Consider the following 26521-nt stretch of genomic DNA (forward strand, 5'->3'; position numbering starts at 1 on the left):
GCTCGGTGCCGGCTCAACCCGCGGGGGTGGGCTCGCACCTCTGCTGGCCGAGCAGCTCGTGCACGCGTAGCGTGCCCGCGCAACCCCTGCTGGCCGAGCAGCTCGTGCACGCGTAGCGTGCCCGCGCGTCCGTCGAGGTCACTTGGGTAGGACTGGTTGCGGAGGGGCTTCGACTCGGCGCCTCGCTGCGCTCGGTGCCGGCTCAACCCGCGGGGGTGGGCTCGCACCTCTGCTGGCCGAGCAGCTCGTGCACGCGTAGCGTGCCCGCGCAACCCCTGCTGGCCGAGCAGCTCGTGCACGCGAAGCGTGCCCGCGCGTCCGTCGAGGTCACTAGGGTGGGCCGGGCTGCGGAGGGGTGTGTCACCGCCCCTCAACCACAAACACAACACCGCGGGCGCATCCGGTGGTACCGGATGCGCCCGCGGTGGTCGTTGCGTCGCTGCTTATTCGGGCGGCGGCTGCTTGCGGAAGGTGCGCGTGGCCGAGTCGTCGGGCGGCGGCGTGTCACCGACCTTGGGGATCTGCTCGGTCGGCCGCTCCCACGGGTTGGCGCTCGCAGGTGCTGCGCCGGCCGGCGGTGCGTCGCGCTTGATCAGCGTGGTGTCGCGCTCGTCGGCGGGCGGTGTCGTCGGCGGCGGGGTGTCATCGACCCGGTTGTCGTCGCGGCGTCCGCGGAAGAGCAGCAGCGCGGCGGCGATCAGCAGGATCACCCCGACGATGCCGAGGATGATCGGCACCCAGAAGCCGCCGACCTTCAGCTGGTCGACGTAGCCGCTGGCCTTGCTCGCCTGGTTGGAGACGGTGTCGTCGGTCCACTTGAAGGTGCCCTTCAGGGCGTCCATCCGGAACTCGCGCACCGCTTCCGGGGTGGCGTCGCTCTGGTCGGGCGACTTGAAGTACTGGTGCTGGTCCTCACGACCGTCGACGATGGTCCCGGTCTCCGGCTCGACCCACACGTGGCGGGTCGCGGCGGCGTACCGGTGCATCGTGATCGGGTCGTTCGCCCGCACTCCGCGCCCGGTGATGCCCCACCAGCGGGCAGGCATCGTCAGCATCGTGCCCAGAGCTGCTTCACCCTGCGCGTTGGGGAGGTTGGAGAGATCGGTCTCCGGGACATCACACACGAAGTGATACGTGTTGATCCCGTCGATGGTCTCCTCGCCCTCGAACTTCGCCGCGCAGTCCTGGCGGGTGTTGAGGTCGTAGTACGGGTAGTCGCGCTGCTGCACGTCGAAACCGAACTTGTACTGGTATCCGGTGCGGTTGTCGATGGCGACCGACACGTCGTTGACGTTGCCGCCCTCGGGGACCGCCTCGAGCTGCAGCGAGCTGACCGCCCCGTTGGGTGCCGAGGTCTTGCGGTTCACCGACACGCGGTCGATGGTCGCGGTCAGCAGACCGTCCTCACAGGTGCGGGTCTCGCCCGCAGCCGCGAAGCTGGGTTCGGTCTCGGTTCCCTCGGCGTCGCGCAGGCGGTCGATGCGCACGGTCTGCGCCGACTGCAGGCTCGCCTGGCGGCTGTCCGACGGTTCGATGATGATCGAGCGTCGCTGCTGGGTGAGATGCGCCTCGAGAGTGCGGGCACGATCCTCGGACACCGAGCAACGGTCGAAGATCACCGCCGGGAAGCGCTCTCCGGTCGAACCGTCCGCCGCCACCGTGGTCGCGTCAGAGGTGATGTCCAGATCGAGCGGAACCACCTTCAACTGCGGCACGAGGTAGAGCGGTATGGCGATGGCCGCCGCGATACACGCAGCGCCGAAGAAGGCCAGCACTGCCGGCACAAAACGTCTCATGTATGACTCCTGGAATCAGCTGATCGCTCCCACCCTAACTGTCGCGTGTGCCACAGTTGGCCACAGTCGGTCCGACATGCCGGGATCCGCGGCGGGGAGTCAGCCCGGGGCGGCTCGACGATCGCGTTCGGCCTCCTTCAGGATGCCGGCCATGTATCCGTAGATCTCCTTGTCGGACATGGCCTTCCACCGCGGCGCCAGCAGCTTCGTGTACTTCTCGACGTACAGCAACTGCTTACCCACGAGGACGAGTTCACGCGGGAGCCGTGCGTCGTGGGCCTTGGCGACGGCGGCGAGTTGCCGCCCGAGGTCGGTGTATGACATCGAACCGAGGTCGGTGGTCGACAACGGAGTCGTCACCTTCTTGATGTCCTCCGCGCCCTGCGACGTCGAACCCGGCTTGTGGACGGCGCCGAGGAGGAAGATCGCCCGGCCGGCGGACTCGTAGTCCCCGCGGACCACGAGGTCGACGACGAGCTGGCGGAGTATGCGCCGGGTGCGCGGGGTGAAACGCCCGACGATGCCGAAATCGAGGAGGACCAGCTTGCCCGCGTCGTCGACGAGGACGTTCCCGGCGTGCAGGTCCCCATGGAACAACCCGCCGTGGAATGCCGAGTCCAGCAGGGACAGCAGGAGGTTGCGGCACAGCGCGACTCCGTCGTGGCCTGCGGCGCGTACGGCCGCGACGTCGTCGATGCGGATGGCGTTGATTCGTTCCATGGTCAGCACGCGCTGCGTCGTGAAGTCGTCGTAGACGTGCGGCACGCGGACTCGGTCGCCGTACGGGCCCGGCTGCAGGCAGGCGAACCACTCGCGCATGGTGTCGGCCTCGATGCGGAAGTCCAGTTCGGCGTCGAGGCCGGCCGCGAAGTCCTCGACCACGTGCCGCGCGCTGAGCATCCGCCCGTACTCGGAGATCTCGACGAGGCCGGCGAGGCGTTCGAGGATCGCGACGTCGGGCGCCAGGCGGTCGGCGATGCCCGGACGCTGGATCTTGACGACCACCTCCTCGCCGCCCTGCAGGGTCGCGGTGTGCACCTGGGCGATCGACGCGGACGCGATGGGCACCGGATCGAACGTGGCGAAGACTTCCTCGGGTGCCCGGCCCAGTTCGGCGATGAACTGTGCACGCATGAGCGCGGGGTCGGCGGGTTTCACGCGGTCCAGGAGCGATTCGAACTCGGTGGACATCGATTCGGAGAAAACGCCGGGACTCGAGGCGATGAGCTGGCCGAGCTTCACGTAGGTCGGACCCAGGTGTTCGAACGTGGTCCGGATCTCGTGCGCGACGCGGGCGGCGCCGGGTGGGCGACCCCGTAAAGCGTCGCCTGCCGTGTGGAGGACGAAGCGTCCGACGCCCGCAGCCGCGTGAGCGGTGGTCGTCCCGAATCGCGTGAGCTCGGCGATGGGGGACACCGGGTGCAACTGCGTGCGCTGACCGTCGTCGACTGAGCTGTTGATCGTCACCGTCGGTCATTGTAACGATCATCGGCGGCGGATCCAGTGCCCGCGACGCCGCGACGTGCCGTTATGGCAACGAGGGCCCGCGCGGGGCACACTGGCGGCGTCGGACACATGCATCAGCCCGCATCTGTTCGTGTGTCGTCGGTGCGTCGCGCACCACCCCACCTGCCACCCATCGAATGTGTACCGAGGAGTCTGCATGCCCACCACGGTCAACGCCTACATCGCGCCGGCAGCCGATCGCCCGCTCGAACCGACCACCATCGAGCGGCGTGATCTCGGTCCGAACGACGTGTCGATCGACATCGCGTTCGCCGGGATCTGTCATTCCGACATCCACACGGCGCGCGACGAGTGGGGCGGGACGAGGTTCCCGGTGGTCCCCGGCCACGAGATCGCCGGGACGGTCGCGGCCGTCGGCGAGTCCGTCACCCGGTATGCCGTGGGTGACCGGGTCGGCGTGGGTTGTTTCGTCGACTCGTGCCGTGAGTGCGAACCGTGCCGCCTCGGCGAGGAGCAGTACTGCGAGCGAGGCAACGTGGGGACCTACAACGCCGTCGGACGCGACGGGTCGCCGACGCACGGCGGCTACAGCACCTCGATCGTCGTCGACGAGAACTACGTCCTCCGGATTCCGGACGGCATCGCACTCGACGAGGCCGCACCGTTGTTGTGTGCGGGCATCACCCTCTACTCACCGCTGCGGCACTGGGGCGCGGGACCCGGCAAGAAGGTCGCGATCGTCGGACTCGGCGGGCTCGGCCACGTCGGCGTGAAGATCGCGCACGCACTGGGTGCGGAGGTGACCGTGCTGTCCCAGTCGCTGAAGAAGATGGAGGACGGTCTGCGGCTCGGAGCCGACCACTATCACGCGACGAGCGACCCGCAGACCTTCCGGGAACTGCGGAACACCTTCGACCTCATACTGAACACGGTGTCGGCGAATCTTCCGATCGGCAAGTACCTGGGCATGCTCGCCCTCGACGGCACACTCGTGGAACTCGGTCTCCCCGAACATCCGATCGAGGTCCCGGCGGGCGCGCTGATCGGCAAGCGGCGCAGTTTCGCGGGTTCGATGATCGGCGGCATCGCGCAGACCCAGGAGATGCTGGACTTCTGCGCCGAGCACGGCATCGGCGCCGAGATCGAGGTGGTCTCCGCCGACCGGATCAACGAGGCCTACGACCGCGTCGTGGCGTCGGATGTGCGCTACCGCTTCGTGATCGACACCTCGACGCTGTAGGGCTGCGTCGTCATGTTTGCGGCCTGAATGCGGTGGGCACCCGTCGAGGGAGTCGACGTGCCCCGACGACAGGCAAGGAGGCCGCGCATGAATTCGACCCGATTCCGCGAGCTGGCAACTGCAACCGGTCCGTTCGCCACCATCTACATCGACGACTCGCACAACACCGAGGACGCCGCCCACACGATGGAACTCCGGTGGCGAGCCCTGCGGGAGGAACTCGAGTCGGCGGGGGCCGACGCGGCGGTGGTGGAGTCCATCGGCAATGCCCTGCTCGACGGGGCGCCGGCCGTCGGGCCCAGTGGCCGTGCGGTGATCGCCGGTCCCGACGGTGTCCTCCTCGACCAACACCTCATCCGACCACCGGTCACATCCGTGGCACGGTATTCGCCGGTGCCGTACCTGGTTCCGCTGGTCGAACACGGCACGAGCGCCCCGCGACATGTGATCGCCGCGGTCGATCACGCCGGCGCCGACATCGAGCTCTTCGAAGCCGGCGGATCCTCGTTGATGCGCGAAAGCGTTGAGGGAGAGGGCTATCCGATCCACCACGCCGCCGGTGCGGAATCGCCCGGGTATGGGGACCCGCAGCAGCGCAGCGACGAGCAGAACCGCAAGAACATTCGTCAGATCGCCGACCGGCTGACCGCGATCGTCGACTCGGACAACCCCGAGCTCGTGTTCGCGATCGGTGAGCTCTCGTCGATGTCGGATCTGCGTTCGGCGGCTCCGGAGCGGCTCGCCGAGCGACTGGTCGATCTCCAACTCGGCGCCCGGGACAGCGGCATCGCTGACGACGACGTCCGCAAGGCGGTGACCACCGAACTCGAACTGCGCCAGAATCGCACGATGGCCGACGCGGCGGAGAGTCTGCAGGCAGGACTCGGGCATCGCCCGGCCCTCGCGGTCGAAGGACTGACGGCCGTGTGCGGGGCGTTGCGTAACGGCGAGGTCGAGACGCTGATCATCGGCGACCTCGGCGATGCGACGGTCTTCGACGGCGGAGACGCCGCGGGGGGCCTCGACACGATCGCGCCGACGGCGGAGAACCTCTCTGAGCTGGGCCTGGCCCCGGAACGTACGCTGCGTGCCGACGAGGCCCTGCCGGTGGCGGCGGTTCTCACCGGCGCCGATCTGGTCCGGATCGACGAGCGCGTTGCCCCGCGCGACGGGATCGGAGCGGTCCTTCGCTATGCGCCGAGGACGTCCGCCGACGACTGAGACGGGGTGAGTGTTGGTGGCGGCGATCGTCGTCTTGTCGGTCGTTCTGTGTCAACGCGGTTCGGCCGAGTCCGAGCCGGTGGCCGATCCACATCTGGCGACCGGGGCGTGATCGCGTTTACGTCTTGCCGTCACCGGGAAAACGGACATGCGACAGAGGCTCCATCGCGAGACACCGACCGAAGGATCGATGAATCTGATGTCTGAGGAATTGCCCATGGAACCAGCCGAAACCGGCACGCCCGAGGCGACGCCGGATGATGCTCGACGCAAGGTCGACGAACTCGAGGAGCGGACCGTCGACGAACCCGACACGGACGAGCAGGTGGACCCTTCCGCCGCCACCGCCCGCGACGACGAGGACAACCCGGACTCCCCTGCGGCGGGGGAGTCCGAGCCGCCGGACTGAGGCCCCGCCTGATCATGACGGCAGAGACGCACATGACCACCGAGAACGACGATCCGCGGCGCGCCGGAGCGCTGCGGATCGTCGCCGAACACGGTCTTCCGGCCGCCCTGATCGAGCGCGGTGAGGACCGCTTCGAGCAGATCGCCGACGAGCTGTCACTGGAGTACCGCGGACACACCGTCACGAGGGACACCACACTGCAGATGACGCCGCGCGGTGACTTGGAGACCGTCTGGGGCACGGATGACTCGGCCGACGAGGTGATCGTGTTCGTCACCGAGATGCCGCGGCTGTACAAGCCGCGGGACGCCGACGGCAACGATCGCAGCCCACGAAATCTCGTGGTGCTGGCCGAACTCGACCGCGAACGCAACGCCGCCGTCGTCTCGCTCCCAGCTCTCGGATCTGCTCCCCGGCGAGCGCTGCGGACCTTGATCTCGACCATCGCCGAGACGGTGACCGGTGCGGGGTCCATGGGCGAGTTCGAGGAGCAGCGCGGCATCGTCGTCATCGGCGACGGCGACACCGAATACGTGTGCGCCGAAGGCTATTCGCGTCGTCTGAAGTTGATGGCCGGGATGGTTCGGGGAAATCGACCGTGGCGGTTGATCCCAACCCTCACCGGCATGACCGCCGCAGCAGCGGCCGCGGCGTCGTTCGGCATCTTCTTCTCCACGATCTGGTCGATGGCGAATGCGTTGAGTGCGTGGCGTCTCGCCGCCATCACCCTGCTGTCGTTGATGCTCGCCTCGCTATGGCTCATCGTCAACAATCGCCTGTGGGAACGGGTGACGGTCACCGCGAAACCGCGTGCGCGCCTCTACAACATGACGACGGTGTGCACCGTCGTGTTCAGTGCGGTGGTGCTGTACGCCGGGCTGTTCCTGGCGACACTGACGGCGGCGCTCATCGTCATCGAGGAGAACTTCCTCGCCTCGCAGCTCGGATATCCGGTGGGGCTGCGCAATTACCTGTACCTGGCGTGGTTGGCGACGTCGATGGGGATCTTCGCCGGCGCCCTCGGTTCCAGTGCCGACAGCTACGACGACGTCCTGCGGGCCACCTACGGATACCGGGAGCGACTGCGCCGCCAGGCCTCCGAGGACGCCGGTCATCTCGCGGACGACGAGAAGGCCTGAGCCGCAGGACATCAGGCAACGATCGGCAGACGATCAAGGTCGTCCGGTAGATCCGCTGCTCACTCGTACGGCGGGAAGCTGTTCTGCGACAGCAGTCGAGCGAGGTGTGCCGCGTTTCGGGCGGCGGCATGGGTGGCGGAGTCGACGGGGTCGGGAACCGAGTCGAGGTCCTTGTAGTCGCGGCCGCCCATGGCTTCGTCGTTCCAGTAGGTGTTGCCCTGTCCGGGGATCGTGAACCCGATGTCGTTGAGCGCGCCGAAGACGTCGGCGATGATCTTGTGGGCGCCGTCCTCGTTGCCGACGACACCGCACATCGCCACCTTGCCCAACATGCCGGGGCGGCCGGCGTCGTCGGTCTCGGAGATCTCGGCATCGAGACGTTCGAGAACACGCTGGGTGACGCTGGACATGTGGCCCAGCCACGTCGGGGTCGCGATCACCAGGATGTCGGCGGCGGCAACCCGTTCGAAGAGCGCGGGCCACTCGTCACCGTCGCCCATGTCTCGTTCGACTCCCGGCCGGATGTCGAAATCCACCGCCCGGACGATGTCCCCGGTCACGCCCTGCTCGGCGAGTGCGTCCAGGATGTGTCGGGCGATGAGCTCGCTGCTCGATTCGGCAGGAGAGGGTTTGAGGGTGCAGTTGATGGCGAGTGCTGTGGTCATGCCACAAGGCGTACCCGCACCGACCCGGTTGCAACCCTGTCAGCCCGCGTGGTTCTCGGCGAGCATCGCCAGCCGTTTCAGGCATTCGTTGAGGCGCGGCGACATGACGGTTTCCTGGATGGTCGGCGGAATCCATCTCAGCGGCGGGGTCTCCACGAACTCCTCCATGCCGATGAGGGAACCGTCACCGTCCTTCTCGATCGTCATGCGGATTCGTGCGCGACCGAAAGGCCACCCGGCGGCCGACAATTCGAGAAGCCCGGCCTTCGACTCCACGGATTCTGTCTCGTCGTTGAGCAGGGCCGGCCACACCCCCGCCGAGTGATAGATCTTCGATCCGGGTTGCGGCCACGTGTGGTCGACGTTGCGGATCCGCGAGGCCCCGACGACCCACGAGGCGTACAGCCAGCCGTTGGACAGCACCGACCAGACCTGCGCCGGTGTGGCACTCGTATGACGTTCGACTCGGTTCATGCTCCGCTGCTCCGTTCAGTGGTTGTTGTCGGTCTTGGTCAGTCGTCGGATGACGTTGCGGTCGAACACTCTTCGCGGGAATCCGCGGAACCCGTCCGAGGCGAGGGCAGCGCGCGCGGCATTGTTGCCACAGGCGCCGTGGACGCCGCCACCGGGGTGCGCTCCCGACCCCGCCAGGTAGAGGCGATCCACCGGCGTCGACGCACCGCCGAGGTTCGGCGTCGGACGGAAGATCAACTGCTGGAACAGTTGTGCCGTGCCACCGTTGACTGTTCCGTGGACCAGATTGGCGTCGGCGGCCTGCAGGTCGTGTGGGGTCTGGACGTGCCGTCCCACGATGAGGTCGGAGACACCGGGAGCGTGGGCTTCGAGCACGGCGTCCATCCTGCGGGCCAGCAACTGGGCCGCCTCGTCGTCGGTCACCCCGCGCGGGAGATGGCTGTAGGACCAAGCGCTTTCGGTGCCCGCGGGGGACCGGCCCGGGTCCGCGGTGGTCATCTGTCCGAAGAGTAGGAACGGATGCTCCGGGACACGGCCGGTTTCGATGTCGGCGGTCCCGTAGGCGATGTTGCGTGCGTCGGCGCCGAGGTGGATGGTGCCGGCTCCGCTGAGATTGTTACTCCGCCATGGGATCTTCTCACGCAGGGCGTAGTTCACCTTGACCACCGGGGTGTCCCAGGTGAAGGTTCGCAGGTCGTCGAGGACGCGCGCGGGCACGTCGTCGGCCGACAGCAGCTCGGTGTAGAGCGTGGGCGCCGCCACGTCGGCGAGCACGGCGCGCTTCGCCGGCCATCGGCGGCCGGTACTGTCCACGACCCCGGTGGCCCGCCCGCCCTGGACGTCGATCCGGGTGACTCGGGTGTCGCAGACGACGGTCACCCCGGCGCTCTCGGCGCGGCGTCGAAGGGCCGCGGGCAGCGCGCTCGCCCCGCCCACGGGTACGGGATAACCGGTGTCCTGGCCGAGCATGGTCAGCAGGTACCCCATCAATCCGCTGCCGGGTGCGTGGAGCGGGATGTCGGCGTGCAGGGAGTTGCCGATGATGAGCAGACCGGATTTCTCGCTGTCGAAGAGTTCACGCACCATCTGATCGGCCGGCAGGATCAGGAACCGGGCCAGGCGCAGGGCGTCGGCCGTGCCGAGCGAGCGGAGGAGCGACAACAGCGCGCGGACCGGGGGGAACGGACCGAACAGGGTGTCGAGGATCGCGGGCCGGAGTTGCTGCCACTGCTCGACCAGGTCGAGCCAGGCGCGCCGGTCACGCTCGTCGAAGGTGGCCAGATGCGCGGCCGTGTCGGCGGCATCGGGGAAGACGACCGGCGCGTTGACGTCGTCGGGCCCAGCGGGGTGGCCGAAGGCCAGCGGTGCGCGGCTCCACTCCAGACCGTGATCGGCGAGGTCGAGGTCGGCGAAGACCGGCGACGCCACCGCGAGCGGATAGAAGGCGCTGAACAGGTCGGTGACGTAACCGGGGGTGATCTCGGCGCTCCGGACTGCGCCGCCGACCTCGGGCTGCGCTTCGAGGAGCGTGACATCCCAGCCCGCATCGGCGAGCCGGATCGCGGCGATGAGCCCGTTGTGGCCGGCCCCGACGACCACTGCATCCGACACACTCAACGGTCGACTCCCCTCGTCCGTATCGATCTCACCCGGCCGATGTGCTCCGGGCCGGTACGCCACGCTGTCCGGTGCGCGGGTTACCCGCGGCCCCCGACCGTAAACGCCGACGATGCGCGCGGGAGGTGAACGCGCGGGTCGAGGCGCATCCGTGCCTGGCGATTCTGAGGGATGTGTAGCGCCGGGGCAAGCGGGTAGTCCGCACGGGTGACGAACTGGTCTGAACTCCGGTCGCTGCGCCTGGACCCGGCGTTTCCGCCCGCGCGACTGTGGCATCCGCAGGTCTCCGATCGCCGGCTTCGTCGGCGCTGCGCCGGGCGGCCGGTGGTGATCACCGGTGCCGGGGCGGGGATGGGCCGGGCACTCGCGCGGCGGTTCGATCGTGCGGGTGTCGAGGTGTTCCTGAGCGATGTCGACCTTCCGGCGGCGCGGGAGACGGTGCGGTTGTGCGACGCCGGTGCCCGGGTGCATCTCGACGAGGTCGATGTGTCCGACGCCGATTCGATGAGCGCATATGCCGACGTCGTCATCGGTCGGTCCGGCCCGCCGGCCATGGTGTTCAACAATGCCGGGATCACGATGGTGGCGGGCATTCTCGAGGAGGACGACGAATACGCGCGGCGGATCATGGCCGTGAACCTCGGCGGCGTCGTGAACGGCACCGTGGCCTTCCTCCCTCATCTACAGGCGGCCGGCGGCGGGTCGATCGTGAACACCTCCAGCGCCTTCGGATTCCTCGGTTGCCCCACTCAGTCCGCGTACTCCGCCTCGAAGTTCGCCGCGCGCGGCTACTCCGAGACCATCCAGCTACAGCTTCGTGCCCAAGGGTCCGACGTCCGGGTGCACAGTGTTCATCCCGGCGTCGTGCACACCGAGATCGCCGCCCGCGCGTTGTACGTGACGCCCGGGGTGCGGGACTTCGTGACGCGGGGGTTCAACCGTCGCCTGCCCGGTACGCGGCCGGATGCCGCGGCAGCGGCGATCCTGCACGGGGTCCTCGATGGGCGGGACCGCATTCCGGTCGGCCTCGACGCGCGAGCACTCGACGTCGGTGTCCGCGTCCTGGCCGGAGCGGTGCAGCGCCCGATCGCGACGCTGACCGGTCCGGTGTTCCGACGCATGCTGGGTGAGGCCGCGCTTGCCGGTTCGGCGCCGGCCGTCGCCCGGACCTGACAAGGCGAACCGTCGTCGGGCCCGACGACGGTCCGCCCGGTCCGCGGTGCCCCGCTCAGTCGTTGTGCGAGGCCAGGTTCCGGGTGGCCGGACCTTCGAGGACCTCGCCGGTGTGGCTGAATCGCGAACCGTGCAGCGGGCAGTCCCAGGACTGCTCGGCGTCGTTCCACCGCAGCACGCCGTAGAGGTGCGTGCACAGCGGCGCGACGGACCGCGTCTGACCCTGCACGGTGCACACGCCCTCGGGCTTCACGCCGGAACGCCCGACGCTGCCGTCGCCTTCCTCGGGTGCGCCGTCGGTCGGCTTCAGCAGCGACAGGTAACCGGCGGCCATGTATCCCGCGACCTGCGCGTTGGCCGACACCGCAGAGGCCAGCGAGCCGGGGCGGCTGATCTCGGTCGTGCGCCACGGGCGCAGGGTCGTCGACCACGGTGGTTCGGAACCGAGGATGCGTCCCGTCATCGCGAGCGCCGCGGCGACGCCGTTGGTCAGACCCCACTTGGCGAAGCCGGTCGCCACCTGCACCGAGTCGACGCCCGGCAGAATCGGTCCGACATAGGGCAATTCGTCGATCGTCGTGTAGTCCTGGGCCGACCAGCGCGCGACCATCTGTGCCGAGGGGAAGTGCTTCTGGGTCCAGCTGATCAGGTCGAGGACATGCTGTCGCTCGGACTTCGTCCGGCCCACCTCGTGTCCGAAGCCGCCGACCATGAGCAGTTCGCGGTCGTACTCGGGCCGGGAGACCGTCCGCAGTGAGACCGACGGGTTGTCGGAGCCGAGGTACATCTCGCCGGGGATGTCCCCGTCGACGGTGAACGCCGCGGCGTAGGACCGCTGCGGATGGACCCGGGCGAAGTAGCCGCCGCGGTCGAGGAAGGGCTGTCCGGTGGCGATGACCACCGAGTCGGCACGGACGTCACCGGCGTCGGTCGAGAGGACGTTCGGTGAGCCGTGGCGGAGGCCCTGCACACGGACGCCCTCGTAGAAGTGGCCGCCGTGTGCGCGCAGGTCGTCGGTCAGGGCGCGGAGCACGACCATCGGGTCGATCTGGGCCTGACCGTCGAGGCGAATCGCGGTGCGGACGTCGAAGGGCAGCTCGGGGCAGTCGACGTGTTCGACGGGCAGGTCGTGCGCGCGGCAGGCCTCGAACTCCTTCTCCACCGACTTCGCGCCGGACGCGGTGGCGGCGAAGGTGAGGGCCGCACGTTCGTCGACCTGCAGGCCGCGGTGTTCGAGATAGTGGCGCAACCAGGCCTGTCCCTCGCGGTTGGCCTCGACGTAGTCCTGTACGGCCGAGTGGCCGTGGCGGCTCGCGATCGACGACAGTCGAGTGCCCTGGAGCATCGAGAGCTTGCCGGTGGTGTGGCCGGTCGCCGCGGCGCCCATGTGCCGGGCTTCGAGGACCGCGACCGACTGGCCCGCGCGGGCCAGCAGCAGGCCGGTCGTCAGACCGGTGATGCCACCTCCGACGATGACCTGGTCGAATCTGTCGACGACGTCGATGGGCATCGTCTCCGGGCGGACATCGGGCAGGTACTCGGGGGCTGCCTCACCTGCGGGGTCGAACCAGAGGGTTTTCATGCTGACCGGGTTTGCCCTTGCCGGAGGCGCTCAAACATCGGGGCCGGAGACGATCAAACATCGGAGCCGGCGGGCCGCCGAGCATTTCGGGTGGCGCACTCGCAGGGTAGGGTTTTCGACTGGGAATCGAAAACACATCCGGGGTGTTGCCCGGAGGGCCGGCGGCACCCTGAGCCGCGGCGAGAGGCGGTTGACATGAGCGGGTTGACTCGCGGACTGACCGGGACCGAGGAGACGGTCCGCGCCGACCTCGTGGTGGCGGGTGCCGGAATCGCCGGACTGACGGCGGCGCTGTGGGCCGCCCACGAGGGGCTCCGGGTCGTCGTGCTCAACAAGGGGCCAGGCTGGGACGTCGCGAACGCGGAGCAACCCACGTCCACGTTTTACGCGCAGGGTGGTGTCGCGGTCGTGATGCCCGGCGCGGAGACGGGAAGCTCGGACAACGCCGATTCCGTGGACCGCCACCTCGCCGACACGGTCGCCGCCGGTGGCGGTCTCACCGATGCCGCGGCGTCGGGCCTCATCCTCGCCGACGGCTGGGACTCGGTGTCGGCCCTCATCGACTGGGGTGCCGAATTCGACCGGGACACCGACGGTCTGCTCCTGCGCACCCGTGAGGGCGGCCACACCCGCCGGCGCATCATCCACGCCGGCGGCGACGCGACCGGGGCCGCGATCCAGCGCGCGCTGCACGAGGCCGTCCGGCAGACCGCCGGCGGGGACGTGCCGCCGATCCGGTTCCTCGACGACACGATCGCCACCGCGATCCACCTCGACGACGGCCGGGCGGTCGGTGTCGCGTGCCTGCGCGACGGCCGTTTCACGTCGGTCCTCGCCCCGACCGTGCTCCTCGCGACCGGCGGGGCGGGGCACCTGTACGCTGCCACCACGAATCCGGCGGGCGCCACCTGCGACGGCATCGCGCTGGCATTGCGCGCCGGGGCGCAGGTGGCCGATCTCGAGTTCATCCAGTTCCACCCGACGATGCTCTACACCGCGGGCGCGCGGGGTCGGCGGACCCTCATCAGCGAGGCGGTGCGCGGTGAGGGCGGACGGCTCGTCGACGTCGACGGCCGGTCGGTCACCGCGGGCGTCCACCCGATGGGCGATCTCGCTCCCCGCGACGTGGTGGCCGACGCGGTGCAGACCGCGATCGAGCTCACCGGGCACCCGTGCGTGTATCTCGACATCGCCGACGTCGGCGACTTCGAGACACGCTTCCCGACGGTGACCGCCGGTGTCCGCGCGGCCGGCCTCGACCCCGCGTCCGGACGGATCCCGGTCGTCCCCGGCGCGCACTATCTGTGCGGCGGGGTCGTGACCGACGAGTCGTCCCGCACCGCGGTCGACGGGTTGCTCGCGGCCGGCGAAGTCGCGCGGACCGGGCTGCACGGCGCCAATCGGCTGGCATCGAACAGCCTGCTGGAAGGCCTGGTGATGGGCCGTCGCGCGGCCGCCGTGGCAGTCGCGCGTCGCGAGATCCCGGTCCCCGAACGCGCCGAACTGAAGGCCGAGCAGCCGGTCCCCGTCCTGGACCGCGAACAGCTCCAGAACATGATGACGCGTCATGTCGCGCTACGACGGTCGGCTGCCGGTCTCGCCGAAGTCGCCGCGACGCTCGCCGCCGCGCCGCGTCGGACGGCCGACTCGGTACGCGACATCGAGGACGCGGCACTCACGCTCACCGCGTCCGCGGTCGTCGCCGCCGCTGCCGCGCGTACCGAATCCCGCGGAGCGCATGTCCGCACGGATTACCCGTTGACCGCCGACGTGGCGGAGTCGCGGGTGTTCCGGATCGTCGACGGCGAATTGCGGGAGGCCCGTCCCGTGAGCCTGCCCGGCTGAGCGGACCGGTCAAGTCGACGCCTCCGGGGTGCTGTCGGAGATAGATTGACCCCGATGACCCAGATCTCCGCAGACGGTTCGGGGCCCCAGAGCGGCCCCGATCGCGACGACCCGGATTCCCGCGCCCCTGTTCCCGGGGGCCCGGAACGAATCACCCTCGAGCTCGGACACATCACCCTGCATGCGCTCGCGTGGGGTCCCGCGGCCGGTCCGGTGGCCGTGTGCCTGCACGGATTTCCCGACTCGGCATGGACGTGGCGGCACCTCGGGCCCGAACTCGCCGGCGTCGGGTACCGCGTGGTCGCCCCGTTCACACGCGGTTACGCACCGTCGGAGATACCGGAGGACAACGACTTTCACGTTGCCGCGCTGGCCTACGATGCGCTGGCGGTTCATCGCGCGGTCGGAGCCGGCCCCGACGCCGTCCTGATCGGGCACGACTGGGGCGCGATGACGGCGAACGCGGTGGCGCACCGCGACGACAATCCGTACGCGCGGGTGATCTCGATGTCGGTCCCGCCGGTTCCGGTGGTCCGGCGCTCGATCGGAAGTGGGGTCGACGGCGTCAAGACGCTCGCGCGTCAGGCGGTGATGAGCTGGTACATCGCGTTCAATCAGCTGCCGTGGTTGCCCGAACGGACTCTCGACCGCCTCATCCCGCTCCTATGGCGCCGCTGGCGGCTCGATTCGGCGGCGACCCCGGTCCGGCCCGACCACCGACTGGACGTCGACCACGCGCTCGCGGCGCTGCCCACACGTGCCCATCGGACAGCCGCGCTCGGGTACTACCGCGCACTTCGGCGGCCGCGGACCCATCCTCGGTACGCCGCGTTGCGGAACGATTGGTTGGGCGAATCACGTTCTCCCACACTGTATTTGCATGGAGCGGACGACGGGTGCATGCAGTCGCGTCTCGCGGACGCGGTCCGCGAGGTGTTACCGGCGGGCAGTGCGGCCGCGGTCGTCGCCGGGGCGGGCCATTTCCTGCACCTGGACCAGCCGGACGAGGTGAACACGAGGATCCTCGAGTTCCTCGGTTCGGACGCGCGGGGCCAAGAGGGTGGCACCGGACCGGCCCGCTTCGTACACTGACCCGCGGGATCTTCACCACACCGTGGCCACCGGGGGAGGGCCACCGCAGAAGCGCATGCCGGGGGGCTTGCCACCGGGCGGCAGGAAGCCGACGGGCACGAGAAGACGACCGTGCGCGCCACACGGGTGTGGTCGCGCGAAGATCTCGCGGCGATGCAAGGCATGAAGGGGAGTCCGTATGAACGGCGAAGGCTGTTGGTCGACGGTGGTGTGCCGGCCGACCGAACGCGCGGCGCTGGGGCTGTCGGGTGACTCCGATTGGTTGCTGCAATGCCGTCTGGCGATCGGCCATCGGGGAAATCACGCCACCGACGCGAGCACGCACCCACGGCACGACCGCCGGCTGTGGCTCGAATGGAACGACTTCGACGACCGCGCGCAGTCGCTCATCGAACGCAATCCGTGCCCGGTCCCGTCCCCAGAGGGCGCCGGATGCGTGTTCTTCGCGGGGCACGGCGGCCCGCACTTCTACGCGCGCAGCAACGGCCACGCACCGTCGGTGATGACCGGCGCGAGCGCTTCCAACCCGCAGACCGTCGCGCCTGATCACGCCGTCGACCCGCTGCGTCAGCCGCCGCAGATGGGTTCGTCACGGATGGGTTCGCACCGCCTGCCCGACTCGCACCCGGCTGCCCTGCCGACGCAACCCCCGGCGGCCGAGCCCGAACCGGGTGAGTACCGCGGCGGACGCCGGTCGACCAATGCCGAGCCGCTGGCCGCCGAGGACTACCACGGCCGACGCCACCGGACCGACGGCTACGACGTCGCCTACTCGCCGGCGCCGGACCCCGGCAGATCGTTCGACGGACAGGCAGGCAGCGGCCAGGCCGGCCCGTCCGTCCGTGCCCCGAATTCGGAGACGACGGGCATCGCGCCGCGGAACGTCCCGGCCGTGCGCGTGCCCGACCCCACCGCTCCGGGATTCGACGCGGCGCGTGTTGCCGCCATCGGGGACGCACTCGACGAGGTCGCCGCCGCCCTGGCCAAACTGGCCGCAGCACTCCGCTCGTAGGGGCATCCGAAACACCACGAGACCGCTGGTTCTCAGAGAGCAGTAGTTGGGCTGCTCCGAGCACAACGGGTTCGTTCCGCATACGGTAGGGGGGTACCGTTTCGGGTTCGGCGGTGGTATACCTGGTCGGGCATACCCTTGAGGGGTATCCGGACGGGAGAATCATGGACGAGCACCAGCACGGCTACATCGGCCGGAAGGATGACTATCTGCGCCGACTCAAGCGCATCGAAGGTCAGGCGCGCGGTCTGCAGCGGATGGTGGAGGAAGACACCTACTGCATCGACATCCTGACGCAGGTGTCGGCGATGACCAAGGCGCTGCAAGCGGTCAGCCTCGGGCTCCTCGAAGAGCACATGGCCCACTGCGTCGTGCATGCCGCGCAGGAGAGCGACGAGGCCGGCAAGGCCAAGGTCGACGAGGCCATGGCCGCGATCACCCGCCTGGTCAAGTCCTGACCGTCCTTTCTGATCCATCCCCGTTGACTTCGACGATCCGAGGAGTTCCCGCATGAGCACCACCAGCACCTACACCGTCACCGGCATGACCTGCGGCCACTGTGCCGCGTCCGTTCGCGAGGAGATCGAGGCGCTGCCGGGCGTGACCAGTGTCGAGGTCACCGTCGACGACGGCTCGGTGCGGGTCGCGGCCGACCGTGAACTCGGTCGAGACGAGGTCGCGGCCGCCGTCACCGAAGCCGGCTACGCACTGGTCTGACCATGAGATCCGTTGCCACCGGGCCCCTGGCCTACGTCGTCGCGCTGATCGCGGTCTTCGTGATCGCGTTCGGCGTCGGGCGCGCGTGGGGCCCCGACGTGGAGCCGGTGACTCACGACGCACCGTCACACGGCGTCGTCACCGGCGAACCGACATCCGACCCGCATGAAGGTGGTCACCCATGACCGCGAACACCGGACAACTGGTCGACCTCGACATCACCGGCATGACCTGCGCGTCCTGCGCCAACCGCATCGAGCGCAAGCTCAACAAGATCGACGGTGTGACCGCGTCGGTGAACTACGCGACCGAACGTGCCCACGTCGAGGTACCTGCGGGTCTGGCGCCCGGCGACCTCGTCGAGGTGGTCCGCGCGGCCGGCTACGACGCATCGCCGATCGTGCCCGATTCGTCGGCCTACGCTCCGGAACACCCGGGAGCGGGGTCCGGCGATCCCGAATTGGACGGTCTCCGGCAGCGCCTGATCGTCTCCGCGATTCTCTCGGTGCCGGTGATCGCGCTTGCGATGATCCCGGCGCTCCAGTTCACGTACTGGCAGTGGTTGTCCCTGACGCTCGCCGCGCCGGTCGTCGTGTGGGGGGCCTACCCGTTCCACCGCGCAGCGTGGATCAACCTGCGCCACGGCGCCACGACGATGGACACCCTCGTGTCCGTCGGCACCCTCGCGGCGTTCGGATGGTCGCTGTACGCGCTGTTCCTCGGCACCGCGGGCACGCCCGGGCTCACCCACGGATTCGACCTGCTGCCCCAGCGGACCGACGGATCGTCGCACATCTACCTCGAGGCCGCGGCCGGCGTCACGACCTTCCTGCTGGCCGGCCGCTATTTCGAGAAGCGCGCCAAGCGGCGGGCCGGTGACGCACTCGCCGCGCTGATGGACCTCGGGTCCAAGGACGTCGTCGTCCGACGGTCCGACGGTGCCGAGTCCCGAATCCCCATCGCGCAGCTGGCGGTCGGCGACGAGTTCGTGGTCCGGCCCGGTGAGAAGATCGCCACCGACGGAGTCGTCGTCGACGGTGCGTCGGCGGTCGACGCGTCGATGGTCTCCGGTGAGTCGGTGCCGGTCGAGGTCACCTCCGGCGACTCGGTGGTCGGCGCGACCGTCAACACCAGCGGTCTGCTCGTCGTGCGTGCGACCGCGGTCGGTTCCGACACCGCGCTCGCCCAGATGGTCCGCATGGTGACGGCGGCGCAAGAGGGCAAGGCCGACGTCCAGCGGCTGGCCGACCGGATCTCGTCGGTATTCGTCCCGATCGTGATCGCGATCTCGCTTGCGACCCTGGGCTTCTGGCTCGGCGTGGCGTCCACGACCGACTTCGCCGGTGGCGATGTGACCTTCGCGTTCACCGCCGCCGTCGCGGTCCTCATCATCGCGTGCCCGTGCGCGCTCGGACTCGCCACTCCGACGGCCCTGATGGTCGGTGCCGGGCGAGGGGCACAGCTGGGCATCCTGCTGAAGGGCCCGGAGGTGTTGGAATCGACGCGACGCGTCGACACGATCGTGCTGGACAAGACCGGCACCGTGACGACGGGTGAGATGTCGCTGTCCGGGATCACCGTGGCCGACGGCTATGCGCGCGAACAGGTCCTGGGCTGGGCGGCATCGGTGGAGTCGGGATCGGAACACCCGATCGCGGCGGCCATCGTCGACGCGGGACGCGACCACATCGACTCCCGCGTCCGTGATTTCGTGTCCACGCAGGGCGCCGGTGTCGCCGGGATCGTCGGCGACCGGTTCGTGACAGTGGTGTCGCCGAACACGATCGACGCGCCCCTGCCACCGCCGCTCGACGATGCGGTGGTCGTCGCGGAATCCGACGGCGCAACCGCGGTCGTCGTCCTGATCGCCGAGGATTCCTCCGAAGAGCCTGCCCGACAACCTGTTCCCGTCGCGGTTCTCGTGGTGGCGGACCAGGTCAAACCCTCGTCGGCCGCGGCGATCTCCGAGTTCCGGCGACTGGGTCTGACTCCGATGCTGCTGACCGGCGACAACGAGGGCGCCGCCCGGGCCGTGGCCTCGAGTGTCGGAATCGACGACGTCACCGCCGGGGTCAGTCCGAAGCGGAAGCTCGAGGTGATCGCCGAACTGCAGGTGCAGGGCCACGTGGTGGCGATGGTCGGTGACGGGATCAACGACGCCGCGGCGCTCGCCCAGGCCGACCTCGGCCTCGCGATGGGTACCGGCACCGACGTCGCGATGGCCGCCAGCGATCTGACGATCGTGAGCGGTGACCTGCGCGCGGTGGCCGATGCCATTGCTCTGGCGCGTCGAACCCTCGGCACCATCAAGGGAAACCTGTTCTGGGCCTTCGGGTACAACGTCGCGGCCATTCCTCTCGCCGCCGCCGGGATGCTGAATCCCATGATCGCCGGCGCGGCCATGGCGCTCTCGTCGGTGTTCGTCGTCGGCAACAGCCTGCGACTCCGCGGGTTCACGCCGCGGCGCTGATAGGAAACCGCCCTCGCCGGCTACGCTGACGACTCCTCGTCGTCTATGGTTCGCCGGCGGGCGGTTTTCGATCGGGTGCCCGACCGTCAGGCGCTGGTGGCGACCCGTGCCGCCGCGTGCCGCCCGGCGCGCCGGCCGAAGTAGGAGCCCTCGCCCAATTGCGTTCCGCTGCAGTATCCCTTGCAGTCCTGCGCGATGTTGGTGGCACTGGCCCCGGCGGCGTAGAGCCCGCGGATGACGGTGCCCGACTCGTCGAGCACCTCGCCGTCGAGTGACGTCGCCATACCGCCCATGGTGAACCCGGCGTACATGGCCTTGCCGAGCGACAGGTCGTATGCCGCCCACGGTCCGGTGTCCTGGGGCTCGAGGAACTCGGGTGCCTTGTGGAAGTCGGGGTCTTCCTTCTTCGCTGCGTTCTCGTTGTAGCGGGCCATGGTCGCCTGCAGCTTGCCCTCGGGGATGCCGAGGTCCCGCTCCATCTCCTCGATGGTCTCCCAGCCGTCGATCAACGGGACCAGGTAGTTCTGCTTCTCGTTCATGTGCGACTCGTTGACGATGAGGTAAGCCACCGAATCAGGTTGCTCGAGAACGAATCCCGATGTCCGCGCATGGTAGGAGTCCTCGGTGACGAACCGCTCGCCGAATTTGTTCACGATGACGCCCATGACCATGCTTGCGGGCGGGTAGATCGGCGCGGTGATGAACGCCTTGTCCATGTATTTCAGTGCGGCGCCGACCGATCGGCCCATGCGCAGGCCGAGGCCGTCGTCGTAGGTGTTGCCGAGCACGAACGGCTTCTCGGCGAGATGCGGGGTGTGTTCGGCGACCATGTCGGGGTTCATCACGAAACCGCCGGCGGCGATGATCACCGAGTCCGCGCGGATGACGCCCTCGGCGTCGGGCGTCTTCCACGTCACGCCGACGACCGCACCCTGCTCGTCGACGACCAACTGGCGGGCGCCGGTCTCATACCGGACCTCGGCACCCAGCTCGTTGAGACGGGTGACGAGCAGATCGATGACCAGCTTCGCGCCCCCGGTCTCCCCGGGTACCGGGACCTTGTGCCCGCGTGGCGCGGGGACGGCCTGGTTCTTGAACGGCCAGACCTTCTCGTTGCCGGTGAACATCAGTCCCTCGGTACCGGGCTGGATCACGGCCTTCTCCGGATAGAAGCTGCGCTCGAAGGTGAAGCCGAGTCCTTCGAGCCAGTTGAAGTGGTCGACGCTGTCGACGCAGTAGGCGTGGATCTTGTCGGCCTCGGGTTCGATCGACACGGCGGTGAGGTACTTCTCCATCTCTTCGACGGAGTCGTCCTGGCCCGTGGCCTGCTGTACTGCGGTCCCGCCGCCGAGGTAGAAGAATCCACCGGAGAGCGAGGTGGTGCCGCCGGGCGCGGCGGCGCGCTCGAGCAACAGCACACGCGCGCCGTTGGCAGCGGCCTCGGCGGCGGCGCATCCGCCGGCGATGCCGAATCCGATCACGACGACGTCGACCTCGTCGGAGAACTCACTCACCGAATCAAGTGCGACGGTCTCGGGGATCTCGGTGCTGGTAGCCATACCGCTCAGATTAGCGGACAAACTAGAACCTGTTCTAGTCTTGATAACGATTCGTCGACGGGGTGCCGTCGGTGGTCACCGCACGGTCTCGGACCATCCGGCGCACGGCATATTCACAGGGTTCTCCGGTACCAAGGGATATGGCCTCGATCACCACGCGTCACGCATCCTCGCCGGCTCCCGCGCTGGCCGGCGTGGTCGCCGTCGGCGCGGCCCTCGCCGCGGGCGAACTGGCCGCCGTCCCGATCTCGCCCGACGCCTCCCCGTACTTCGCAGTCGGCTCGTCGGTCGTCGACCATTCGCCCGAGGCCGTACGCAAGTGGGCCATCGAGACGTTCGGCGTTGCCGACAAGCTCGCCTTGTTCATCGGGATGGGCATCATCATCGCGGTGCTCGCGGCGGCGTGCGGATACCTCGAACGACGACGACCTCCGCTCGGCTCGGTGATCATCGGAGCCTTCGGGTTGGTCGGGATGCTGGCCGCACTCAACCGTCCCGATGCCGGTTGGACGCACGCACTGCCGTCGATCATCGCCGGCGTCGTCGGGATCGTTGTGCTGCGCGTCCTCATCGCGCAGCTACGTCCCAAGGGGGCGGAGTCCCCCGAGGCGGATCCCGACGCCGCGGGCGACGAGCCCACATCGGCTGTGCGGTCGGGTTTCTCGCGCCGCTTCGTGCTCACCGCCGGCGGTATCGCGGCCGCCGCGGTCGTCGTCGGTGTCGTGGCCCGGCGAGTGCTCGCCGACACTGCGGGCGTCGTCGCCGACCGCGCCCGAGTGCTGTTGCCGCGTGCGGCGAGCCAGGCGCCGCCGATCCCGGCCGGTGCGCAGCTCGAGCTCTCGGGTGCAACCCCTTTCATGACCAGCAACGCCGACTTCTACCGCATCGACACCGCGTTGCAGGTTCCGACGCTCACGACCGACGAGTGGCGACTGCGGATTCACGGGGACGTCGACCGCGAGGTGACCCTGTCCTGGGACGACCTGCTCGCCATGCCGATGACCGAGCGGATCGTGACGCTCGCCTGCGTGTCGAACGAGGTCGGTGGCGACCTCGTCGGCAACGCCAAGTGGCTGGGGGTGCCGATGCGCGAGGTCCTCGATCTTGCCGGGGTCAGGCCCGGGTCGGACATGTTGCTGTCCACGAGTGTGGACGGATGGACCTGCGGCACACCGATTTCGGCGGTGACCGATGGGCGCGACGCGCTTCTCGCCGTCGGGATGAACGGCTCGCCGCTTCCCCTCGAGCACGGATACCCGGTCCGGCAGGTGGTGCCGGGGCTGTACGGGTACGTCTCGGCGACCAAATGGGTCATCGACTGGGAGATCACGCGGTTCTCCGAGGCCAAGGCCTACTGGACGACACGCGGGTGGTCGGCGCTCGGCCCGATCAAGATGGCGTCGCGCTTCGACCGTCCGGCCGATGGCACCGAGCATCCGGCCGGGGAGGTCGTCGTGGCCGGCACCGCATGGGCCCAGCACACGGGCGTCGAGCGCGTCGAGGTGCGCGTCGACCAGGGGCCATGGCAACCCGCGGAGCTGACGACGGAGTACAGCATCGACACGTGGCGGCAGTGGCGGTTCGCCTGGCAGGCGACCAAGGGCAACCACACCCTCGAGTGCCGGGCGATCGACAAGCAGGGCAAGCCGCAGATCGAGCGCTATCAGGCACCGGCACCCGACGGCGCGAGCGGACTCGACGACCGCACCTACACCATCGTCTAGGGCGACGCGGAGCCCAAGCCCGGAAAGACTCGGCAGGCCAGCGGGACGACATCTGTACAGACACCTGTCCAGAAATAGCGAAAACCGCAGCTTCAAGGGTTGAGTGAGGTATCTGACTCACCTGAGCTGTCGCTGAGAGCGCATGTTATGTTCATCGCACCTTTATGTGAGCCGGGTGACAGCCATCCTGTCCCATCCGAGCACCTCGTGACCTGCGTCAGGTCGTCCGCTGCGCCCACACATGGCGGAGCTGCACGATCTGGAAGCGGGTCACCTCGTTGACAAGACGCGCCGAGTCCTGGCGCCGAACCGCGGCGCTGCTCGATGGCGCCGGACCAGACAGGTGAGATAGATGACAGTGGGTGTCGTGCGCGAGACGGCCGAGGGAGAGCGCCGGGTGGCGCTGGTCCCGAAGGTCGTCGCCGCGCTGGTGGGCAAGGGTGTGCCCGTCGTGGTGGAGTCGGGGGCCGGTCTCGGCGCCCTGATCCCCGACGAGGCGTACACCGAGGCCGGTGCGACGATCGGCGATCCATATGGGTCCGATGTGGTCCTGAGGGTGTCGCCGCCGTCGGATGCGGAGATCGCGAAGCTGCGGAGCGGGCAGAAGCTGATCGGCTTTCTCGCGCCGCGCAACGCCGACAATCAGATCGCCACGTTGCGGGAAGCAGGCGTGGAGGCGTACGCGGTGGAAGCCATTCCGCGTATCTCGCGCGCCCAGGTGATGGACGCGCTGAGTTCGCAGGCGAATGTCGCAGGTTACAAGTCGGTCGTGGTGGCCGCGGATGTGTCGACGCGGTTCTTCCCGATGCTGACCACGGCGGCCGGCACGGTGAAGCCGGCGACGGTGCTGGTCCTGGGTGTCGGTGTGGCCGGGCTGCAGGCCTTGGCCACGGCCAAGCGTCTGGGTGCGCGGACCACCGGTTACGACGTGCGTCCCGAGGTCGCCGAGCAGGTCCGTTCGGTCGGCGCGCAGTGGCTCGATCTGGGCATCGACGCCGCCGGTGAGGGCGGGTACGCCCGTGAGCTCACCGACGACGAGCGCGCGCAGCAGCAGCAGGCTCTCGAAGACGCGATCAAGGGTTTCGACGTGGTGATCACCACTGCGCTGGTGCCGGGTCGTCCGGCTCCGCGTCTGGTGACCGCGGCCGCGGTCGAGGGTATGAAGCCGGGCAGTGTCGTCGTCGACCTCGCCGGTGAGACCGGCGGTAATTGCGAGCTGACCGAGCCGGGTCAGACCGTCGTGAAACACGACGTCACCATCGCCGCTCCGCTGAACCTGCCGGCCACGATGCCGGAGCACGCCAGCGAGCTGTACTCGAAGAACCTGCTGGCGCTGATCGAGCTGATGCTCGACGACAACGGCTCCATCACACCGGATTTCGACGACGAGGTCGTCGCGGCTGCGTGTGTCACCCGTACCGAGCAGGAGGTGTCTGCCTGATGTATGCCGGTCTTCTCGCGAATCTCGCGATCCTGGTGCTCGCCGGGTTCGTCGGTTTCGCCGTCATCTCCAAGGTCCCCAACACCCTGCACACTCCGTTGATGTCGGGCACCAACGCCATTCACGGCATCGTCGTGCTCGGTGCACTGGTCGTGCTGGGCAAGTTGCCCGCCGACGCCGGGTGGGGTGTGCGCATCATCGCGTTCGTCGCGCTGGTGTTCGGCACGCTCAACGTCATCGGTGGCTTCGCGGTCACCGACCGGATGCTGGGCATGTTCAAGGGTAAGAAAGAGGTGGCCAAGTGAACGGCTCCCCAGAGACTTCTGTGTCACAGCTGGTACTCGCGGCGGGTGCGCATACCCCGAGTGAGGGCGTCGGCTACCTGGTGACCGCGCTCTACATCGTCTCGTTCTCCCTGTTCATCTACGGTCTGATGGGTCTGACCGGACCGAAGACCGCGGTGCGTGGCAACTGGATCGCCGCGGTCGGTATGGGTCTGGCCGTCGCCGCAACGTTGCTTTACGTGTGGAACGAAGGAGCTGTCGGCTCCGACGGGCACTCGACCGAGGGCGTACCGACGATCAACTGGGTGCTCATCGCCGTCGGTCTGATTCTCGGTGTGGCGCTGGGAATTCCGCCCGCACTCAAGACCAAGATGACGGCCATGCCGCAGCTGGTGGCGCTGTTCAACGGCGTCGGCGGCGGCACCGTCGCGCTCATCGCGTGGGCCGAGTTCATCGAGACCTCCGGGTTCTCGTCGTTCCACAACGTCGAACCGGCGTCGCCGCTGGTGATCGGTTCGCTGATCGCCGCAATCATCGGGTCGGTCTCGTTCTGGGGTTCGCTGGTGGCGTTCGCGAAGCTGCAGGAGATCATGCCCAAGGGGCTGGAGAAGACCTTCGTCTCCAACGCGAAGCTGTTCCAGGCCGCCAACATCGTGCTGCTGATCGTGGCGCTGGGGCTGGCGATCTATCTCGGTGTCAACGCCTCCAACGGTGGTGGCGCGAGCGTCTGGTGGATGGTCGGAGTCCTGGTCGCCGCGGGCGTGATGGGTCTGTTCGTGGTGTTCCCCATCGGTGGTGCGGACATGCCGGTCGTCATCTCGCTGCTCAATGCGATGACCGGTCTGTCGGCTGCGGCCGCGGGTATCGCGCTGGACAACACGGCGCTGATCGTGGCCGGGATGATCGTCGGCGCGTCGGGTTCGATCCTGACCAACCTCATGGCCAAGGCGATGAACCGGTCGATCCCCGCGATCGTGTTCGGTTCGTTCGGTGGTGGCGATGCTGCTGCCGCGGGCGGTCCGGGTGCGGCCGGCGGCACCGTCAAGGCGACCTCGGCTGCCGACGCCGCGATCCAGATGGCATATGCCAACCAGGTCATCGTCGTCCCCGGTTACGGTCTGGCCGTGGCGCAGGCCCAGCATGCGGTCAAGGAGATGGCGAAGCTGTTGGAGGCCAAGGGTGTCGAGGTCAAGTACGCGATCCACCCGGTCGCCGGTCGCATGCCCGGGCACATGAACGTGCTGCTGGCCGAGGCCGACGTCGAGTACGACTCGATGAAGGAGATGGACGACATCAACGGCGAGTTCAGCCGGACCGACGTCGCCATCGTCATCGGCGCCAACGACGTCACCAACCCCGCGGCGCGCAATGATCCGAGTAGCCCGATCCACGGCATGCCGATCCTCAACGTCGACGAGGCGCGATCGACCATCGTGCTCAAGCGGTCGATGAGTTCGGGTTACGCCGGTATCGAGAACCCGCTGTTCTTCGCCGACGGCACCAGCATGCTCTTCGGCGACGCCAAGAAGAGCGTCGACAGCGTCATCGAGGAACTCAAGGCGCTCTAGCGTTTTCGTGACCAACCGAGGCCCCG

The 26521-nt window shown here is 68.6% G+C and carries 24 protein-coding genes; 17 read left to right on the forward strand and 7 right to left on the reverse strand.

Annotated elements, in window-relative coordinates:
• Window positions 1–443 precede the first annotated feature (443 nt).
• Together FFS52_RS20960 and FFS52_RS20965 are read right to left on the reverse strand one after the other, a co-directional pair.
• Complete coding sequence (locus FFS52_RS20960) at window positions 444–1796, reverse strand: DUF3068 domain-containing protein (protein ID WP_065630252.1); 1353 nt, start codon at window positions 1794–1796, stop codon at window positions 444–446.
• Window positions 1797–1895: 99 nt separating this feature from the next.
• On the reverse strand, window positions 1896–3263 hold the full coding sequence (locus FFS52_RS20965; protein WP_068971069.1) for an AarF/UbiB family protein: 1368 nt from the start codon (window positions 3261–3263) through the stop codon (window positions 1896–1898).
• A 196-nt stretch (window positions 3264–3459) separates the two neighbouring features.
• On the opposite strand from FFS52_RS20965, the gene FFS52_RS20970 reads away from it, so the two are divergent.
• The 5 genes from FFS52_RS20970 (at window position 3460) to FFS52_RS20985 (ending at window position 7272) form a co-directional block, all read left to right on the forward strand.
• The gene (locus FFS52_RS20970) at window positions 3460–4503 is read left to right on the forward strand and encodes an NAD(P)-dependent alcohol dehydrogenase (RefSeq protein WP_068971068.1); all 1044 of its coding nucleotides are present in this window, start codon (window positions 3460–3462) and stop codon (window positions 4501–4503) included.
• A gap of 87 nt (window positions 4504–4590) precedes the next feature.
• A complete protein-coding gene (locus FFS52_RS20975) occupies window positions 4591–5724 on the forward strand; it encodes a hypothetical protein (protein WP_068971067.1) in 1134 nt (377 codons plus the stop codon).
• A 16-nt stretch (window positions 5725–5740) separates the two neighbouring features.
• Window positions 5741–5836, forward strand: a complete 96-nt coding sequence (locus FFS52_RS24115; RefSeq protein ID WP_349291577.1) for a DUF6766 family protein — start codon at window positions 5741–5743, stop codon at window positions 5834–5836.
• A gap of 87 nt (window positions 5837–5923) precedes the next feature.
• The gene (locus FFS52_RS20980) at window positions 5924–6133 is read left to right on the forward strand and encodes a hypothetical protein (RefSeq protein WP_058253814.1); all 210 of its coding nucleotides are present in this window, start codon (window positions 5924–5926) and stop codon (window positions 6131–6133) included.
• Window positions 6134–6165: 32 nt separating this feature from the next.
• A complete protein-coding gene (locus tag FFS52_RS20985; protein WP_137810821.1) occupies window positions 6166–7272 on the forward strand; it encodes a hypothetical protein in 1107 nt (368 codons plus the stop codon).
• 59 nt (window positions 7273–7331) lie between these two features.
• Here FFS52_RS20985 and FFS52_RS20990 read toward each other — a convergent pair whose 3' ends face one another.
• Genes FFS52_RS20990 through FFS52_RS21000 form a run of 3 tightly spaced genes read right to left on the reverse strand, consistent with a single transcriptional unit; the run spans window position 7332 to window position 10028 of the window.
• Window positions 7332–7937: an NAD(P)H-dependent oxidoreductase gene (locus tag FFS52_RS20990; RefSeq protein WP_058253793.1), complete on the reverse strand. Its 606-nt coding sequence runs from the start codon at window positions 7935–7937 to the stop codon at window positions 7332–7334.
• 39 nt (window positions 7938–7976) lie between these two features.
• Window positions 7977–8411: an SRPBCC family protein gene (locus FFS52_RS20995; protein ID WP_058253794.1), complete on the reverse strand. Its 435-nt coding sequence runs from the start codon at window positions 8409–8411 to the stop codon at window positions 7977–7979.
• Between the two features lie 15 nt (window positions 8412–8426).
• Window positions 8427–10028, reverse strand: a complete 1602-nt coding sequence (locus FFS52_RS21000) for an NAD(P)/FAD-dependent oxidoreductase (protein ID WP_137810822.1) — start codon at window positions 10026–10028, stop codon at window positions 8427–8429.
• Window positions 10029–10352: 324 nt separating this feature from the next.
• On the opposite strand from FFS52_RS21000, the gene FFS52_RS21005 reads away from it, so the two are divergent.
• Entirely contained in the window at window positions 10353–11201 is an 849-nt protein-coding gene (locus tag FFS52_RS21005; RefSeq protein WP_137810828.1) for an SDR family NAD(P)-dependent oxidoreductase, read from the forward strand.
• 55 nt (window positions 11202–11256) lie between these two features.
• Here the strand turns inward: FFS52_RS21005 and FFS52_RS21010 are convergent, their stop codons facing one another.
• Complete coding sequence (locus FFS52_RS21010; protein ID WP_137810823.1) at window positions 11257–12783, reverse strand: FAD-dependent oxidoreductase; 1527 nt, start codon at window positions 12781–12783, stop codon at window positions 11257–11259.
• A 195-nt stretch (window positions 12784–12978) separates the two neighbouring features.
• Here FFS52_RS21010 and nadB point away from each other — a divergent pair, with 195 nt between their 5' ends.
• The 7 genes from nadB (at window position 12979) to FFS52_RS21045 (ending at window position 19919) form a co-directional block, all read left to right on the forward strand.
• Window positions 12979–14628: an L-aspartate oxidase gene (gene nadB, locus FFS52_RS21015; RefSeq protein ID WP_137810824.1), complete on the forward strand. Its 1650-nt coding sequence runs from the start codon at window positions 12979–12981 to the stop codon at window positions 14626–14628.
• A 54-nt stretch (window positions 14629–14682) separates the two neighbouring features.
• A complete protein-coding gene (locus FFS52_RS21020; RefSeq protein WP_137810825.1) occupies window positions 14683–15720 on the forward strand; it encodes an alpha/beta hydrolase in 1038 nt (345 codons plus the stop codon).
• Window positions 15721–15898: 178 nt separating this feature from the next.
• On the forward strand, window positions 15899–16732 hold the full coding sequence (locus FFS52_RS21025; RefSeq protein ID WP_137810826.1) for a hypothetical protein: 834 nt from the start codon (window positions 15899–15901) through the stop codon (window positions 16730–16732).
• Window positions 16733–16896: 164 nt separating this feature from the next.
• Complete coding sequence (locus tag FFS52_RS21030; protein ID WP_004020389.1) at window positions 16897–17190, forward strand: metal-sensitive transcriptional regulator; 294 nt, start codon at window positions 16897–16899, stop codon at window positions 17188–17190.
• 52 nt (window positions 17191–17242) lie between these two features.
• Window positions 17243–17449, forward strand: coding sequence for a cation transporter (locus FFS52_RS21035; RefSeq protein WP_010843166.1), 207 nt, complete (start codon window positions 17243–17245; stop codon window positions 17447–17449).
• Between the two features lie 2 nt (window positions 17450–17451).
• Entirely contained in the window at window positions 17452–17634 is a 183-nt protein-coding gene (locus FFS52_RS21040) for a hypothetical protein (RefSeq protein ID WP_068971060.1), read from the forward strand.
• A complete protein-coding gene (locus FFS52_RS21045) occupies window positions 17631–19919 on the forward strand; it encodes a heavy metal translocating P-type ATPase (RefSeq protein ID WP_137810827.1) in 2289 nt (762 codons plus the stop codon). Before FFS52_RS21040 ends, FFS52_RS21045 begins: the two co-directional genes overlap by 4 nt.
• A gap of 86 nt (window positions 19920–20005) precedes the next feature.
• Here FFS52_RS21045 and FFS52_RS21050 read toward each other — a convergent pair whose 3' ends face one another.
• Window positions 20006–21478: an FAD-binding protein gene (locus FFS52_RS21050; protein ID WP_058253803.1), complete on the reverse strand. Its 1473-nt coding sequence runs from the start codon at window positions 21476–21478 to the stop codon at window positions 20006–20008.
• 140 nt (window positions 21479–21618) lie between these two features.
• Between FFS52_RS21050 and FFS52_RS21055 the strand changes: the two genes are divergently transcribed.
• The 4 genes from FFS52_RS21055 to FFS52_RS21070 all read left to right on the forward strand — a co-directional run bounded on the left by FFS52_RS21055 (window position 21619) and on the right by FFS52_RS21070 (window position 26495).
• Complete coding sequence (locus FFS52_RS21055; RefSeq protein WP_078112610.1) at window positions 21619–23202, forward strand: molybdopterin-dependent oxidoreductase; 1584 nt, start codon at window positions 21619–21621, stop codon at window positions 23200–23202.
• A 352-nt stretch (window positions 23203–23554) separates the two neighbouring features.
• Window positions 23555–24643, forward strand: a complete 1089-nt coding sequence (locus FFS52_RS21060) for a Re/Si-specific NAD(P)(+) transhydrogenase subunit alpha (protein WP_058253805.1) — start codon at window positions 23555–23557, stop codon at window positions 24641–24643.
• Window positions 24643–24948 (forward strand): NAD(P) transhydrogenase subunit alpha, encoded by a 306-nt coding sequence (locus FFS52_RS21065; RefSeq protein ID WP_058253806.1) that lies wholly within the window; start codon window positions 24643–24645, stop codon window positions 24946–24948. Before FFS52_RS21060 ends, FFS52_RS21065 begins: the two co-directional genes overlap by 1 nt.
• A 20-nt stretch (window positions 24949–24968) precedes the next feature.
• Window positions 24969–26495, forward strand: a complete 1527-nt coding sequence (locus FFS52_RS21070) for an NAD(P)(+) transhydrogenase (Re/Si-specific) subunit beta (protein ID WP_058253807.1) — start codon at window positions 24969–24971, stop codon at window positions 26493–26495.
• The last annotated feature ends 26 nt before the right edge of the window (window positions 26496–26521 follow it).

This window comes from Gordonia sp. ALPHA1B1 (genome assembly GCF_005502615.1).
Classification (GTDB): domain Bacteria; phylum Actinomycetota; class Actinomycetes; order Mycobacteriales; family Mycobacteriaceae; genus Gordonia; species Gordonia hongkongensis.

What these genes read in the sequence shown, in the direction of transcription:
- FFS52_RS21065 (WP_058253806.1), top strand. Translation starts at nt 24,643, where the DNA reads ATGTATGCCGGTCTTCTCGCGAATCTCGCGATCCTGGTGCTCGCCGGG.
- FFS52_RS21020 (WP_137810825.1), top strand. Translation starts at nt 14,683, where the DNA reads ATGACCCAGATCTCCGCAGACGGTTCGGGGCCCCAGAGCGGCCCCGAT.
- FFS52_RS20985 (WP_137810821.1), top strand. Translation starts at nt 6,166, where the DNA reads ATGACCACCGAGAACGACGATCCGCGGCGCGCCGGAGCGCTGCGGATC.
- FFS52_RS20995 (WP_058253794.1), bottom strand. Translation starts at nt 8,411, where the DNA reads ATGAACCGAGTCGAACGTCATACGAGTGCCACACCGGCGCAGGTCTGG.
- FFS52_RS21055 (WP_078112610.1), top strand. Translation starts at nt 21,619, where the DNA reads ATGGCCTCGATCACCACGCGTCACGCATCCTCGCCGGCTCCCGCGCTG.
- FFS52_RS20990 (WP_058253793.1), bottom strand. Translation starts at nt 7,937, where the DNA reads ATGACCACAGCACTCGCCATCAACTGCACCCTCAAACCCTCTCCTGCC.
- FFS52_RS21060 (WP_058253805.1), top strand. Translation starts at nt 23,555, where the DNA reads ATGACAGTGGGTGTCGTGCGCGAGACGGCCGAGGGAGAGCGCCGGGTG.
- FFS52_RS20970 (WP_068971068.1), top strand. Translation starts at nt 3,460, where the DNA reads ATGCCCACCACGGTCAACGCCTACATCGCGCCGGCAGCCGATCGCCCG.
- FFS52_RS21010 (WP_137810823.1), bottom strand. Translation starts at nt 12,783, where the DNA reads ATGAAAACCCTCTGGTTCGACCCCGCAGGTGAGGCAGCCCCCGAGTAC.
- FFS52_RS21040 (WP_068971060.1), top strand. Translation starts at nt 17,452, where the DNA reads ATGAGATCCGTTGCCACCGGGCCCCTGGCCTACGTCGTCGCGCTGATC.
- FFS52_RS21045 (WP_137810827.1), top strand. Translation starts at nt 17,631, where the DNA reads ATGACCGCGAACACCGGACAACTGGTCGACCTCGACATCACCGGCATG.
- FFS52_RS21035 (WP_010843166.1), top strand. Translation starts at nt 17,243, where the DNA reads ATGAGCACCACCAGCACCTACACCGTCACCGGCATGACCTGCGGCCAC.
- nadB (WP_137810824.1), top strand. Translation starts at nt 12,979, where the DNA reads ATGAGCGGGTTGACTCGCGGACTGACCGGGACCGAGGAGACGGTCCGC.
- FFS52_RS20975 (WP_068971067.1), top strand. Translation starts at nt 4,591, where the DNA reads ATGAATTCGACCCGATTCCGCGAGCTGGCAACTGCAACCGGTCCGTTC.
- FFS52_RS21025 (WP_137810826.1), top strand. Translation starts at nt 15,899, where the DNA reads ATGAACGGCGAAGGCTGTTGGTCGACGGTGGTGTGCCGGCCGACCGAA.
- FFS52_RS20980 (WP_058253814.1), top strand. Translation starts at nt 5,924, where the DNA reads ATGTCTGAGGAATTGCCCATGGAACCAGCCGAAACCGGCACGCCCGAG.
- FFS52_RS21030 (WP_004020389.1), top strand. Translation starts at nt 16,897, where the DNA reads ATGGACGAGCACCAGCACGGCTACATCGGCCGGAAGGATGACTATCTG.
- FFS52_RS21050 (WP_058253803.1), bottom strand. Translation starts at nt 21,478, where the DNA reads ATGGCTACCAGCACCGAGATCCCCGAGACCGTCGCACTTGATTCGGTG.
- FFS52_RS20960 (WP_065630252.1), bottom strand. Translation starts at nt 1,796, where the DNA reads ATGAGACGTTTTGTGCCGGCAGTGCTGGCCTTCTTCGGCGCTGCGTGT.